The 15,070-nt window shown below is 36.2% G+C and carries 10 protein-coding genes; 3 read left to right on the top strand and 7 right to left on the bottom strand.

The annotated features are described in order from the left end of the window. Positions 1–4 precede the first annotated feature (4 nt). Complete coding sequence (bioB, locus tag VB264_RS02855; protein WP_323246588.1) at positions 5–1,036, bottom strand: biotin synthase BioB; 1,032 nt, start codon at positions 1,034–1,036, stop codon at positions 5–7. Between the two features lie 374 nt (positions 1,037–1,410). Here bioB and VB264_RS02850 point away from each other — a divergent pair, with 374 nt between their 5' ends. Next, positions 1,411–2,550, top strand: coding sequence for a 2-isopropylmalate synthase (locus tag VB264_RS02850; protein ID WP_323246586.1), 1,140 nt, complete (start codon positions 1,411–1,413; stop codon positions 2,548–2,550). A gap of 70 nt (positions 2,551–2,620) precedes the next feature. Here the strand turns inward: VB264_RS02850 and VB264_RS02845 are convergent, their stop codons facing one another. The 4 genes from VB264_RS02845 to VB264_RS02830 form a co-directional block, all read right to left on the bottom strand. Further along, complete coding sequence (locus VB264_RS02845) at positions 2,621–3,910, bottom strand: aminotransferase class V-fold PLP-dependent enzyme (RefSeq protein ID WP_323246585.1); 1,290 nt, start codon at positions 3,908–3,910, stop codon at positions 2,621–2,623. Positions 3,911–4,037: 127 nt separating this feature from the next. Beyond that, positions 4,038–5,414 carry an efflux RND transporter periplasmic adaptor subunit gene (locus VB264_RS02840; RefSeq protein ID WP_323246583.1) on the bottom strand — a complete coding sequence of 459 codons (1,377 nt, stop codon included), beginning with the start codon at positions 5,412–5,414 and terminating at the stop codon, positions 4,038–4,040. 53 nt (positions 5,415–5,467) lie between these two features. Continuing rightward, on the bottom strand, positions 5,468–6,925 hold the full coding sequence (locus VB264_RS02835; RefSeq protein ID WP_323246581.1) for a TolC family protein: 1,458 nt from the start codon (positions 6,923–6,925) through the stop codon (positions 5,468–5,470). Positions 6,926–7,215: 290 nt separating this feature from the next. After that, positions 7,216–7,962, bottom strand: coding sequence for a M15 family metallopeptidase (locus tag VB264_RS02830; RefSeq protein WP_323246580.1), 747 nt, complete (start codon positions 7,960–7,962; stop codon positions 7,216–7,218). Between the two features lie 155 nt (positions 7,963–8,117). Between VB264_RS02830 and VB264_RS02825 the strand changes: the two genes are divergently transcribed. Both VB264_RS02825 and VB264_RS02820 read left to right on the top strand, forming a co-directional pair. Then, complete coding sequence (locus VB264_RS02825; RefSeq protein ID WP_323246578.1) at positions 8,118–9,353, top strand: nucleoside recognition domain-containing protein; 1,236 nt, start codon at positions 8,118–8,120, stop codon at positions 9,351–9,353. A gap of 490 nt (positions 9,354–9,843) precedes the next feature. Further along, positions 9,844–11,166 (top strand): nucleotide sugar dehydrogenase, encoded by a 1,323-nt coding sequence (locus VB264_RS02820; RefSeq protein WP_323246576.1) that lies wholly within the window; start codon positions 9,844–9,846, stop codon positions 11,164–11,166. Between the two features lie 137 nt (positions 11,167–11,303). Here VB264_RS02820 and VB264_RS02815 read toward each other — a convergent pair whose 3' ends face one another. Further along, positions 11,304–13,712 (bottom strand): TonB-dependent receptor plug domain-containing protein, encoded by a 2,409-nt coding sequence (locus tag VB264_RS02815; protein WP_323246574.1) that lies wholly within the window; start codon positions 13,710–13,712, stop codon positions 11,304–11,306. An 11-nt stretch (positions 13,713–13,723) separates the two neighbouring features. Continuing rightward, positions 13,724–14,860 (bottom strand): DUF4249 domain-containing protein, encoded by a 1,137-nt coding sequence (locus VB264_RS02810; RefSeq protein ID WP_323246572.1) that lies wholly within the window; start codon positions 14,858–14,860, stop codon positions 13,724–13,726. Positions 14,861–15,070: the final 210 nt, after the last annotated feature.

The following is a 15,070-nucleotide window of genomic DNA, read 5'->3' as shown; positions in this document are numbered from 1 at the left end:
AAATTTATACAGTTACTTCTTCAATGCCTAATGCTTTTCCAGCAGTAGGGATTACTTGAAATTCAACACCAGATTTCTTAGTATCTTTAAAAGCTTCACGTGGTTTGATGCTTAAAATCTGGAATAATTCTTGGTCATTTTTAACCGCAGGGTTTGGCGTAGTCAATAACACATCGCCTGAGAAAATAGAATTAGCACCAGCCATGAAACAAAGTGTTTGTCCTTCGTAAGTCATATCCATACGTCCAGCCGACAGCCTTACCATTGATTTTGGCATCAAAATTCTAGCAGTAGCGATAGTTCTTACCATATCCCAGATAGAAGCCGGCTCTTGTTCACCAAGTGGCGTACCTTTGATAGGCACAAGGTTATTGATAGGTACTGAATCAGGGTGCTGAGGCATATTAGCCAGTGTTTTCAACATACCGATACGGTCGCCGTCAGATTCACCTAAGCCGATAATACCGCCTGAACAAACAGAAATTTTGGCCTTGCGCACATTATCAATAGTATTCAAACGATCAGAGAAAGTACGGGTAGAAATTACATCTTCATAGTGTTCTTCACTGGTATCAACATTATGGTTGTAGGCATATAAACCAGCATTTTTTAGTTTTTCAGCCTGAGATTCTGTCAACATCCCTAAAGTACAGCAAACCTCTAAACCCATAGCGTTTACGCCTTCTACCATCCCTAATACTTTGTCAAAATCTTTGTTGTCACGTACTTCACGCCAAGCAGCACCCATACAAAAACGTGAGCTACCAGCATTTTTAGCTCTTTCAGCTGCCGCCAATACTTCATCAAGTTCCATTAACTTTTGAACTTTCACGTCGGTATGATAACGAGCTGCTTGAGAACAATAAGAACAATCTTCTGGGCAACCGCCTGTTTTGATTGAAAGTAATGTGCTGATTTGTACCTCCTGAGGGTCATTGAATTGGCGATGTACAGTAGCTGCACGGTACACTAATTCCATGAAAGGGAGATTATAAATTTCTTCGATTTCCTCTCTAGTCCAATTATTTTTTATCATGGTATCATCTTGGCGATTTTTATTCGCTTTATGTTAATTAATCAAAATTAAACATGGATTTTGGGTTTGACAAATTGACAAGCCTTTTTGTGTTTTGAAATTTATCTAAAAATAGGATTTTTTACGGATTTTAGTTTACAACTATATCCATAATTATTTTATTAATAAATTTTTTGAAGAAATAATTAATATACTAAATCTTGAATGATTAGTTTTTAATTCTTTTTAATGTGCCATATGTAGAATTTAATGCTATACAGGCTCATTTTTTGTGATTTTTTAGAATTAAATTCTAAATTAGGGAATTTGTGAAATTTGTTTTTTCTATAATCACGTGTTATTTTTGATTAAGAATCCTTCAAAAAGCAATAACCATGAGTCAGAAAATTTTAATATTCGATACCACCCTTCGCGATGGCGAACAAGTACCGGGTTGTCAATTAAATACCGAAGAAAAGTTACAAGTTGCAGAACAACTAGAACTACTTGGGGTAGATATTATCGAAGCTGGTTTCCCTATTTCTTCACCTGGCGACTTCCGTTCGGTAGAAGCGATTGCCAAATTAGTTAAAAATGCCACTGTATGTGGGCTGACTCGTGCCAAGAAAGAAGATATTGATGCGGCTGCTGCGGCATTAAAGCATGCTAAATATCCAAGAATCCACACGGGTATCGGTTCATCAGATACACACATTAAATATAAGTTTAATTCAACACGTGAAGAAATTCTAGAAAGAGGTGTTTGGGCTGTAAAATACGCAAAATCGTTTGTAGAAGATGTTGAGTTTTTTGCAGAAGATGCTGGTCGTGCAGATTTAGTATTTTTAGCACAATTGACAGAAGCTGTGATTGATGCAGGTGCTACAGTGGTTAACTTGCCTGATACTACTGGTTATTTGTTGCCTCAACAAATGTTCCAACGCATCAACTATTTGTTTGAAAACGTACCGAATATCCACAAAGCAGTAATTTCAATGCATAATCACAATGATTTAGGATTGGCTACTGCTAATACTATTGCAGGTATTCAGGCTGGTGCAAGACAAGTAGAGGTAACTATCAACGGAATAGGAGAACGTGCGGGTAATACTTCATTAGAAGAAGTTGCCATGATTTTGAATACACATAAAGATTTAGGTTACCATACTGATATTAATTCAAAACACCTTTATCCGTTCTCGCAGTTTGTTTCTAATTTAATGGGAATGCCTGTACAAGCGAATAAAGCGATTGTAGGAGCGAATGCTTTTGCACACTCTTCTGGTATTCACCAAGATGGTTTCTTGAAACATACTCAGAACTACGAAATCATGAGCCCTGAAGATGTAGGTGTTCCTTCTTCTGCTATTGTATTGACTTCTCGCTCGGGTCGTGCTGCGCTTCGCCACCGTTTGCAATTACTAGGATTTGAGTTTGAAAAACCAGATTTAGATAAACTTTATACCCGTTTCTTGTTAATGGCTGATGCTCGTAAACAATTGAATGATGAAGATTTGAAAGAATTGGTTGGATAAGATATATCAAATAAAATACAAAAGGCTTCTCTGATTGTTCAAGGAAGCCTTTTGTATTTTATATAATCCACTAAACTTTAGTCGACAAATACTTTAAGCCATCCAAGAGCCTATCTAAATCTTGCAGACTTGTATAAACATGTGGCGTTACCCTTACACCATCCAATTTTTCCCATTTTACAGGCGATGTATGGATTTTATATTTAGCAAACAATTCTCCTTCTATTTTCCCAGCATCCATTCCCTCCACACTAAAATGTGATAGCGCTCCTGAGTATTCAGCTTTCAGAGGAGTATTCAATTTGATTTTAGGCATAGAGGAAGCCTCTTTAGCCCAATAGTTTTTCAAAAAGCGAAGACGAGCCTCTTTTCTAGCATTTCCAATGGCTAATTGAAAGTTTAAAGCCTGCCCAATGGCTTGTTCAATAGGGAAGGGACGAGTACCGAGATTTTCAAATTTTCTGATATTATCTCCATTAGGTTTGTCGTTAGGAATCAACGGAAACACTTTACTGATTTTCTCTTTTTTAATCCAAAGCATTCCAGAGCCAATGGGTGCTGATAACCATTTATGCAAACTAGTTCCATAATAGTCTCCACCCAAATCAGGGATTTTGTATTCTAAATGGGCGAATGAATGTGCCCCATCTATCAATACCTCAATACCACGCTTGTGGGCTTCCTCAGCGATACGTTTAGCAGGTAAAATTTGTCCGTTCCAATTAACAATGTGCGTAATATGTACCACTTTAGTACGGGGCGTCATTTGTTCAACATACTTTTGAACAATCAAATCGTTGTCTTCCAGAGGTAAATCAATGTTTACATAATTGATTTTTAATCCTTCGCGGAGTTCTCTTTGTCGCCAAGCATGTAGCATATTGGGATAGTCATATCTACTCATTACGATTTCGTCGCCACGAGTGAGGGGCAAGCCTAAAATAACTGTGTCGAGGGCTTCGGTAGCATTGCGATTAATGGCGATTTCTTCAGGAGAAACGCCTGCAAATTTCGCTAGGTTTTCGCGTAGGGGTTCACGACCTTGGTCTAGAATCCTCCACATAAAATAGCTTGGTGCCTCATTGGCTAATTTGTTGTAGCGTTCTACGGCATTTTGGACAACCGTTGGGGCTGGACTAACCCCGCCATTATTCAAATTGATGATTTGAGGAGAAACCGTATAGGCTTGTTGAATTTGAAACCAAAAGTCTTCATCAGAAGCCATTAACGTGGCTGATTTATCTGGTGAAAAACTACTAATCGACTGTAAGTCGTTGGAAGATAAACCTTTAAATGTTGGCAGTAAGGAAGTACCGGCAAGCGCAGTAACCTGGTTTAGAAAATTTCGTCTTGATGTCATATTTAGTTTGTTTTACATAAATATACAAAACAATTCAACACGATATGGCATGTAAGTACACAAAAAAGCCAGTCAAAACATTCCTGACTGGCTTTTTCATAAACCCTAAACCAAACTAATCTATTGACTATTTTTTGTCTTTTTTAACTTCTTTTTTGTTCACCAATTCACCGTCTTTTAATTTTTTGGAAACGGTTAAATAAGGACCAGAAATGATGGTTTCGCCATCTGTTAAACCTGAAAGGATTTCAATATTTTCAAAGTCAGAGATACCTGTTTTTACTTCTTTCATTTTTGCTTTGCTGTCTTTTCCTAGTACAAAGACTACTTCTTTAACTTTCTCTTTCTTGATTACTTTTTCATCTTCCTTAGGCTCTGCTGGTGCATCACCCTCTTTTTTCTCTTCGCCATCTTTCATACTTGGGTCACGAGTAGTAACTGATGCTAATGGTACAGATAAAACGCCATTTTTACGGTCAGTAATAATTTCAACAGAAGCTGTCATTCCCGGTTTTAATGGATAAGAGTGTTTTCCCACAATTAAATCTTGATATGATTTACGTAGCACTCTAATTTTTACTTCAAATTCAGTTACTGCATCGGTTGAAACGGTAGTCGCTGAAGTACCTAACCCGTTGGCAGAACTAGCTATTTCATAAACAACACCTTTGAATTTTCTGCCAGAAGCACTGTATGAATCTACATCAACAATTACGGTATCATTCATTGAAACACGTGTAATATCGTTTTCGTTCACATTTACACGTACTTCCATTTTATTTAAATTGGCAATTCTAAGTAGTTCAGTACCAGCCATTTGAGACGTACCAACTACACGTTCGCCTAATTCAACATTCAGCTTTGAAATAGTACCACTCTGCGGAGCATAAATAGTTGTTTTCGTTAAGTTAGCTCTTGCTTCTTTTAAAGCCGCTTCCGAACTTTTAACGTTGAATGATGAAGCTAATACACTTGCCTTCGTAGATTCTACATCTTGTTTTGCTACTAAATACTGCGAATTGAATTGGTCAAAATCAGCATCGGAAATTACCTTATCATCATGTAATTTCTTATTACGATCATAATCAACTTTAGCTTTCAACAAACGTGACTCTGCTTGAGATTGCATTGCTTTTGATTGCTCTACTGATGCCTTAGATGAATTTACTTGTGCCTCTGCCCGAGCCAATAATGATTCATAATTATCAGGACGAATTTTCAAAAGTAATTGACCAGCCACTACAGAGTCACCTTCGCTTACATATAGTCCTACAATTTCCCCTGAAACATCGGGCGAAAGTTTAACTTCAATCTCAGGTTGAATTTTCCCAGAAGCGGATACTCTTTCGATAATATCAGCTTTTTTTGCTTTAGTGAATTCAACTTCCGTAGATGGTTCTTTTCCAATGAGGCCTTTTTGTTTTGCAACAATTAATGCAATAACTAATACCACGATGATTCCACCTAATATCCACCAGATTTTATTTGAAGATTTCTTTGCCATAATGTTGGGTAATTGTGTGATGATGTGTAATCGTTCTATACACAAATCACAAGTTAAAAGGTAAGTGGTTTATTTTGATAATAATCTAAGATTTTTGTTCTAAAAATAAAGTCATATTTTGCTTGTACTTGGTTGCCACGAGCTTTGTCAAGGTTTGTTTTTTGTAAACTGTAGTTAACAAAATCAATTGCTCCAGCTCCAAATCTACTTTCTGCTGCTCTGAAAGATTCCTCCAACGCCGTTACTTGTACCGTTAAAGCATCAAAGCGTTTAGCAGCGTTATTCATGTTTGTGTAGGCTTGTTCGATGTTCTGGCGTAGTGTTTGGCGAGCTAACTGGGCGGTATAGTCAGCATTGCTTTTTTGGATTTTAGCTTGTGCTACTCTGTTTTTGTTTAAGAAACGGCTAAAAATAGGAATAGTAGCATTAAAACCAAAGCCATAATTGGCGGTATTTTTTAGCTGTTGAAAATAAGCTACTGTTCCGTCTTCTACAAATTTTGTTTGAGAAACAATCAATGGGTAGTCTACTCCATTTACATTTACATTTCCTAAATTAGAAGTAGTTACACCATCTTGGCGGTAAACTTTCTGAGCGTTAGACTGGTTAGCACCTAAGCTAGCTCCTGCAGATATGGTTGGTAAAAAACCTGCTCTAGCAATATCAATACCTTTGATGGCACCTTCAATTCTCAAATCGGCCGCTTTTATTGTAGGCTGTGCTTTTTCGGCAATTTCATATATTTTAGCAGCAGTAGCATCGTATCCTTCAGAAGTAGTAGGAACAGGTAATGCAATTCTTTCAACGGTTACGTCAGTAATGTTTTTATCATTCAATAATTGTATTAATGATAATTTTGCTAAATCTAAAGTACTTTGGTTATTGATAACCGTAGTTTCTTCTGTCGCTAATTGTGCTTTTAAATCTAGTAGGTTAGACTGTGGTAAAGAACCCGCATTGACTAACTTTTCAGTACGTTGAATTTGTAAAGCCGTAATTTGTGTCTGGCTCTGCGAAATCAGTAGAATGTCTTGCGCATTCAAAATATTAAGATACGCTAAAACTACTTGCAAAGAAATGCTTTCTTTCATTGCTTGTAAATCTAATTCAGTCGCTTTCAACAATAAATCATTCTGAAGTATCGTATTTCTTAATAGAAAGCCATTGAAAAGCGTAACGTTAGCATTAACACTTAAACTGTTGTAATTGATGTTCTTTTCAACATAAGTGTTGGTGAATGGGTCAAGGCTTCGACCAAAGTTGAATGATTCATTAATTGAACCATTAGCGTTGGGCAAACGATTATCTTTTGATTGTTTCAATTGTAAGCCATTCAATAATACTTGGTTTTCACTTTGTTTTATTGAAATGTTGTTTTTCAAGGCAATATTTACAGCATCTTGCAATGATACTTTGTTGTTATCATTTGAGCTTGCTTGGATTGCGTTTTGAGCTTTTGCTTGAAAAGTCAATAAAGTAATGCCTGTTAGGATTAGTAATGAGAATTTCATAATTCTTATAATTTATGGTTCAATGTTACGAATGATTTTTGGGGCTTTAAAAATTTTTAGGATAAACGGCTATGATGCTAGGATAAAAGGGAAATAGATAATATTCCTTAAAATTCAAGATCATGGAAGTGTATCACTAAAAGATTTTTCAGGGAAAAACCACAAGTAATATGCCATCCACTATAAGCGATTGTCTTACAGGTATTTATGAATACTATTTAACAAAAAAGTGTCCGTTTTCGGACACTTTTTTGTTAAAATCGAACGATTAACAGCTTTTTACCAAAAAACTATTCAATAATCTGATAAATCTGTTTGGCGACTCTTCTGGAAACAGCATTGAAATGCCACCACTCGTAATCAATTGCTGTAAAACCTGCTGATTTCATGACAGTGCGAAGTAGTATTCTATTGGCTACTTGCTGTTTTGTAAGTTTCTTTTGGTCAAGAAAATAATCTTCTTTAATGGGGTATGCCAAAGCCCCAAAGTAATCATACTTAGTGCCCATGTCTAATGCTTTACCGTCTGCTGTAGCAATGGTCAAATCAACCGCACTGCCGTAATTATGAATTGACCCCTCGGCAGGGTTTGCTACATATTTGGCTCTTTCTTTAGGCGTATATTGCGTAAGCGTATTCCATAATATTTTTTGGATGCTATGCGGGCGACCGCCATCATATACCAACAGCCGATAATTAGGATGTTTCTGTTGGAGAATAGTATTCGCTTGTTTTAACATTTTAGCTGGTCGCTTCTGCATAAAACAATTGGTGATACAACCATAGACATCTTTTCCCACAAAGTTATCTGTAGTAGAATATTTCAATTCAACTAAAACAGAAGGGTCTATTTCTTGAATATTGACTAATCCTTGTTGAGCCATTTTTTGCTCATACTCACAGTCGGTTTGTGGTTTCTTCTTAAGGTTCTTTGGAGGATTATGATCGTTTTTCTCAACTTTCACCTCTTTCGCATTAGCCGAAACTACCAGATAAGGCATCACGAAAAGTAATAGACAGAAAATTTGTTTTCTCATATTGTTGATGTCATTAAAGAATAAAACATAAATTTAAGGGTGAAATGCTTTGAATGGTGAAAATAAAGCAATTTTAGCTTTTAATACGTCCTGTTCAAGCGGTTCGCCGCCCGATTAAAATTTTGAAATTGAGCTCATAAAACCCTAATGATAACATGGCCTTAAATTACCTTTGGATTGCCTTTTTTATTGTCGCTTTTATTGTCGCATTAATCAAACTCATTTTTACAGGAGATACGGAAATATTTAAAATAATTATTGATGGAATGTTTGATTCTTCCGAAGTGGCGGTAATGAAAATAGCTTTGCCTTTGGCGGGTGTCATGACGTTTTTTATGGGTTTATTAAACATTGGCGAACGTGCAGGGGCTATCAATTTTTTAGCTCGTTTAGTTGGTCCTTTTTTTAGCCGATTGTTTCCTGAAATTCCTAAGAACCATCCAGCAAATGGACAGATGATTATGAACTTCTCGGCCAATATGCTAGGGCTAGATAATGCCGCTACACCGTTTGGGCTAAAAGCCATGCAAAGTCTGCAAGAATTGAATCCGAGTAAAGATGTGGCGTCTAATGCACAAATCATGTTTATGGTTTTGCATAGTGCTGGGCCAGTACTGATTCCCCTTAGTATCATGGCACAGCGTTCTATTTATGGTGCCGCTGACCCGTCTGATATTTTTATTCCTTGTCTGATAGCTACTTACGTTGCTACGGTTACGGGATTACTGTTTGTAGCCATTCGTCAAAAAATCAATTTGTTAGATAGGGTAATCCTTACTTGGTTAGGGGGCATTTCGTTATTTATTGGGTTAGTGCTTTGGTATTTTTCAAGTATTCCGAAAGAGCAGATTGAAGTGGTTTCAAAGATTTCTTCCAATGTTATTCTCTTTACATTCATCATTTCGTTCCTTGTAGGTGCAATGATAAAAAAGGTGGATGTCTTTAGTGCTTTTATTGAAGGGGCAAAAGGCGGATTTGAAACGTCTGTCAAAATTATTCCCTATTTAGTGGCAATGATTGTAGCGATTGGTGCCTTACGCAATTCTGGAGCATTAACGTGGGTAGTGGATGGCATGAAGTATGCTTTTGCATTAACAGGAATGAACACGGACTTTACCGACGCTTTACCTACAGCTTTGATGCATCCTTTGAGTGGGGGTGGGTCAAGGGCAATGATGATTGATACGATGAAAACCTTCGGGGCTGATTCTTTCGCAGGTCGTTTGTCCTGTGTTTTCCAAGGGTCTTCAGATACTATTTTTTATGTATTGGCTTTGTACTTTGGTTCTGTCAATATCCGCAATACTCGTTATACACTTTGGGCAGGCTTAACAGCCGATTTAGTAAGTATCATTACGGCTATCTGGGTAAGTTATATTTTCTTTCATTAAGTGTTTAGCTTTGAGCTATCGGATTTCGGCTATCGGATTTCGGATTTCAGCTTTCGGATAGATTGATAATCTGCGAAAATCAGCGGTTTTAAATCTCTAGAATCTGCGGGTAAAAATATTGATTAAAAGCTTTGAGAGGTGAGCTTTGAGCTATCGGATTTCGGTCATCGGCTATCACAGCAGGTTAATAATCTGCGAACATCAGCGGTTTAAAATCTCTAAAATCTGCGGGTAAAAATATTGATTAAAAGCTTTGAGAGGTGAGCTTTGAGCTATCGGCTTTCGGTCATCAGCTATCGGTTTTTGGGTTTTAGCTTTCGGAGTAGATTAATAATCTGCGAAAATCAGCGGTTTAAAATCTCTAAAATCTGTGGGTAAAAATTCTCCTTGAAAATCATTTTAGTAATGATTCATTCGCCTAACATTGAAAAAAATGCAGTATAAGCTTACCTTTATGTTTTAATTCAAAAAATCACTACTTAGTAAAGTAATGGGAGTCTTTGAAGAGGTAGTAATTGACAATAGTAAAGTTTTAAAATTGAAGTTCATTTTGGATATACAAGCAACGAAAATCGCAATTATTGGCCTTGGTTATGTAGGCTTACCTTTGGCAGTAGAATTTGGGAAAAAGTACCAAGTTTTAGGTTTCGATATTAATCAAACACGTGTAGATGAACTAAATGCTGGTCACGACCGCACGCATGAGGTAGCATCGGCACAATTAAAAGCTTCTGAGAAACTTACTTTTTCGGCTACGCCTGAGATGCTGAGTAGCTGTAATATATTTATCGTAACAGTACCTACACCGATTGATAAATACAAAAAACCAGATTTGATTCCTTTGCTTTCGGCCAGTAAAACGGTAGGGAAGTATCTAAAGAAAGACGACATTGTAATTTATGAATCAACCGTATATCCAGGCTGTACAGAAGAAGACTGTGTTCCTGTCTTAGAAAAAGAAAGTGGATTGATATTCAACCAAGATTTCTTTTGTGGTTATTCACCTGAACGCATCAATCCAGGCGATAAGATTAATACCTTGACGAAAATCAAGAAAGTTACTTCTGGCTCTACTGAAGCAATTGCTGAGTTTGTTGATAAGCTGTATGGCTCAATTATCGAAGCGGGTACTTATAAGGCATCTAGCATTAAAGTTGCGGAGGCAAGTAAGGCTATCGAAAATGCTCAACGAGATGTAAATATTTCCTTTGTCAACGAATTGTCATTAATATTTGATAAAATGGGTATTGATACCTCAGAAGTATTGGAAGCAGCAGGTACCAAATGGAATTTCTTGAAATTTAAACCGGGCTTAGTAGGTGGACATTGTATCGGTGTAGACCCTTATTATCTATTGCATAAATCAGAAAGCTTGGGTTATTATCCTCAGGTTATTTTATCGGGAAGACGTGTAAACGATAATATGGGGATTTTTGTAGGAGGAAAATTGATTAAATTATTAATTAAAAAAGGACACAAAATTGAAGGCAGTAAAGTCTTGATTTTGGGTATTACCTTCAAAGAGAATTGTCCAGATATTCGTAACTCAAGAGTGATTGATGTATATCAGGAATTAAAGGAATTTGGTGTAAAAATCGACGTTTATGACCCGTGGGCTGATAAAAAAGAAGTTCATGAAGAATATGGCATCACACTTATCGATACAATTTCCGAAAAATATGATGGTATTTTACTAGCTGTTTCGCATGACGAATTTCAACAATTGGATTTAGAAAAACTTAAAAATCCAGACGCAGTAGTGTACGATATTAAGTCTTTATGGAATAAAAATTTAGTAGATGCTAGATTGTAAAAAATTATCATTTGTTCATAACAATAAATGTTATATCTTTACCACGCCACTGATGGTGGGACTAGATAGAAAAAAAGACGAGCAGCTTTGTTCGTCTTTTTTTGTTTTATTTTGATGATGATAAAATTAGGGACTCATCACAAAAATTTAAAATTATATGTCAGTGAAGGAATGGGAGAACCAAAGATAGTTAGTTGATACGCTCTTAGACCGTTCTCTGGTCTGAGATATACTGAGTACGCATTTGCACGCCCGTACAAGTTATAGACTGCAAAAGTCCACGAGCCTTCCCAACGTTTTTTCTTTAGACTAGGGTTATGGATAGTCCAAGAGAAGTCGAGCCGATGGTAGTCTTTGATTCGTTCATTATTTCTATCCAGATAAAAAGGATATTTCACATCATTATATTCAACAAATCCATTTGGTAAGGTAAAAGGTCGACCAGTATTATACACAAAAGTAAAACCAAATTCATGGTGTTTGCCTTGGGCAATACTGATGGTAGCATTAAAACTATGAGGTCTGTCAAAGTTTGTCGCATACCAATTACCATTATTGATTTGCTCTTCAAATCGTTCCCCTATTTTTATTTGGTTCAAGGCCCTAGAATACGTATAGTTTATCCAACCTGTGGCTGCTCCTTTTTTCTTACTAAGCATTAGTTCGATACCATAAGCTTTACCTTTGCCTTGTAATGTTTGAGTTTCTATATAAGGCTGAAACAGGAAATCTGCTCCGGGTTTAAAATCAATAATATTTTCAGTATTACGATAATATGCTTCTAATGAAAATTCATAAATATTGTCTTTAGCATTTTTAAAGTAACCTATAGAAAACAATTGACTTACTTGTGGCTTAATATATTTATTACTTGTTGCCCAACGTGAGGTAGGCAGGGGTGTTGTTGTATTAGATACTACCTGTAGGTACTGCCTCATTAAACTGTAGCCAAACTTAATAGAACTAAGTTCACTAAGGGTATATTTTAAGGCAAGGCGTGGTTCAAAGCCGCCGTAATTTGCAGAAGACTGGCCAGATTGGTAAAAGGTTGAATCAATAACACTAAAATCAGATTTAGGTAATGATGGGTCATAGTCTCTGACGGTTGTTGGACCCATTGCCCAGTATTGAGAATACCTAAGCCCGAAGGATAAATTAAGACGCTTGCTCAAGGCATATTCATCTTCTATATAAATACCCGATTCTATACTTTTTTCTTCGGGTGCAGAGATGTAATTAACACTTTGGGAAGTGCCAGGATTAAGTGTCCCCGGATTAATATTGTATAAAATACTACTGATGCCTACTTCTATTTTATGTAGGTCTGTATTATAGTTTAAGCTTGATTTTAGCTGGTGATATTTAATGCCTGATTCGATGGATACTTTATTATTACTATTTAATTCTGGCAACAAAGTTTTAGGTTGATAGTTGGTATAAACTGCCACAGTTTGAAGGTTTAGCTTATTGCTGAAAGCATAAAACCATTTCAGAGAAGCATTGATAGTACTATAATCATACTGGGTGGAGGTAGCATTCACGTTTCCAATAGTCCCTAATAAATCGGTTTGAAAGAAGTCTTTGCTTAAATATCCAGAAAAAGATAATGTGTTTTTAGTGTTTATTTTATAGTATATTTTTGTGGCAAGGTCATAAAAATTTGCTTTGATATTCTCTAGTCTGGGAGGACCCAACCTGAACATAAAGTCATTGAAAGACGCTCTTCCAGAAACCATTATTCCTAATTTATTTTTTATCAAAGGTTGTTCTACGGTCAATCGATTAGATACCAGACTAATACCACCTGTCATTTTGAATTTTTCTAAAGATGGATTTATCATAAAAATATCAATCACCGACGAAGCTCTACCACTGAATCGAGCAGGAATTCCACCTTTATATAAATCCAAACCAGATACGGCATCTGGAGGAAAAATTGAGAATAACCCAAAAAGATGCGTTGGATTAAAAATGGGAGTATCGTCTAAAAGAATAAGGTTTTGGTCAGTTGTACCCCCTCTGATATTTACGCCATTGGCGGCTTCACCAACAGAAGTAACCCCAGGTAACATTTGTAACCCTCGTAGAACATCGGTTTCTCCCATCATAGCAGGAATTCGCTTAATCATCTTTATACTCAAAGGGTTTACGCCTAATAATGGTCTAGCTACATTATTATTCCCCCCTTGGCTATTCACTACCACTTCATCTAACTCACGAGAGACATTTACTAAGTTGACATTTAAATTGATATTTTGGGTGTTGACAAATAACTTCACATTAAAAGCTCTATACCCTAAATGATTGATAGAAAGAGAATAATTACCCTTTCGTAAATATAAAGTATGCACCCCCGTACTGTCTGAAGAAAAATAGACTTTTTGAAAATCAACTCTTACAGCAGCTTCTTTCAAAATACTGTTATCGCTTGAGTCTCTAACGGTTATTTTTATTGTTACGAAATGCTGTTTTTCAGCTTCCTGTGCTAAGCCGTTGAAATGGAATAATAGACAGGAGGTGATTAATAGTAGTATTTTTGTTTTCATTCGTTTAGAGGTTATTGCCAGCCTTCAGGTTTAAAAGGAGTACGGGTTGCACTTTTTTTGCAAGTAGCTAAAGGTGCCATCGGGCCTGGGTCATGCACTACTACGTGCCCTAAAATATTAGAACGTTCACCTGTAGCGGTTGCTCTGTCTATCCAATGGCGTTTCTTTTGAATATTAACTACACTAAAATATCCGACTATTTTTTCTTCGGGATTGGTGATATTACTAATATTACCTACAATTGCCGTAGGAGGAGTATCGGCAAGCCCACCATTGGTTTGTGTTTGCGATTCAAGGTTTTTATAGAAAGTATAAGCATCTGGAGAAATACACATCTGCTGAATTTCAACCAAACACCCAGAGGCAAAATAAAAAGGTATTTGAGCCACACGTTTACCAGTAATTAAGCGACCGTCTGATGCCAAATCCGAGAATACATTTACTTTGTCACTTTTCATAATGCCATAACACATGGTCATACAGGTATAGTCATAATATGGTTGTCTTGAGCCTGGAATACAGCTTTCAGTATAAGGGCTATAAATACTAGAATAGCAAGTGACACACTCCTCTAGTTTTTCAAAGTGGATATATCGCCATAGGTAATAGTTTTTTTGTGAAGCAGGGTCTTGGAAGTCTATAAAAACATCGTTGGCAGAGACAAATTTTTTGCCATCCTCTGAAAGCCTACTTTGAGGGTTAAAACTATCATGAATATTTAGGATTGGCGGTGTTATAGATGACTGCTGAGGTGATGATTGATACTTTTGTTCACCTTTTTCATCATCATATAAAGTAAAATTCAACGTATATTTTTCAGAAGGTTCAATACTGAAATTTGAGGGGGGAACGAAAATGCCTATTCCTGTTTGTACCAGTTCTATTTTTTGTTTTGAATTAATCAAATAAATATAGACATCTAAAGGCGAAGCAGGTTGTGTACGAGTGTAACCATTAGTATAGACAGAATACTGAATTTTGATGGTATCAGGGTTTTCAATGTCATTGGTAAGCAGTCCCTGAACAACCAGTATTTTATTTTCCTGATTAAAATTAACATCATAAGGGTCTATACAGGAATACAATCCCGTTAAGATTAAAACGGAAAGAAAAAGGCGATTAATTGAGGCAATGAATTGATTATTCATGTATTTATTGAATAGTAAGAAGTATTTATTTTAAGCGTGAATCGATGTTGTCAATCTAGCCGAATAACAATGAGAAATTATTAAATGATGTTTTAGTTAGCTATATTTTTCATTTTTTTTTACTAAAAACACCTGTTGAAATCAAAGGGAGAACAATCTGCCAGATGAAATTATCTTGACATTTTATATATCGAAATTAACGATATTTTT

Origin of the sequence: Arcicella aquatica, assembly GCF_034928825.1 — a bacterium.
GTDB classification, from domain to species: Bacteria; Bacteroidota; Bacteroidia; order Cytophagales; family Spirosomataceae; genus Arcicella; species Arcicella aquatica.
The sequence above is the reverse complement of the archived record's forward strand: the minus strand, read 5'-3'. Positions and strand labels throughout refer to the sequence as shown.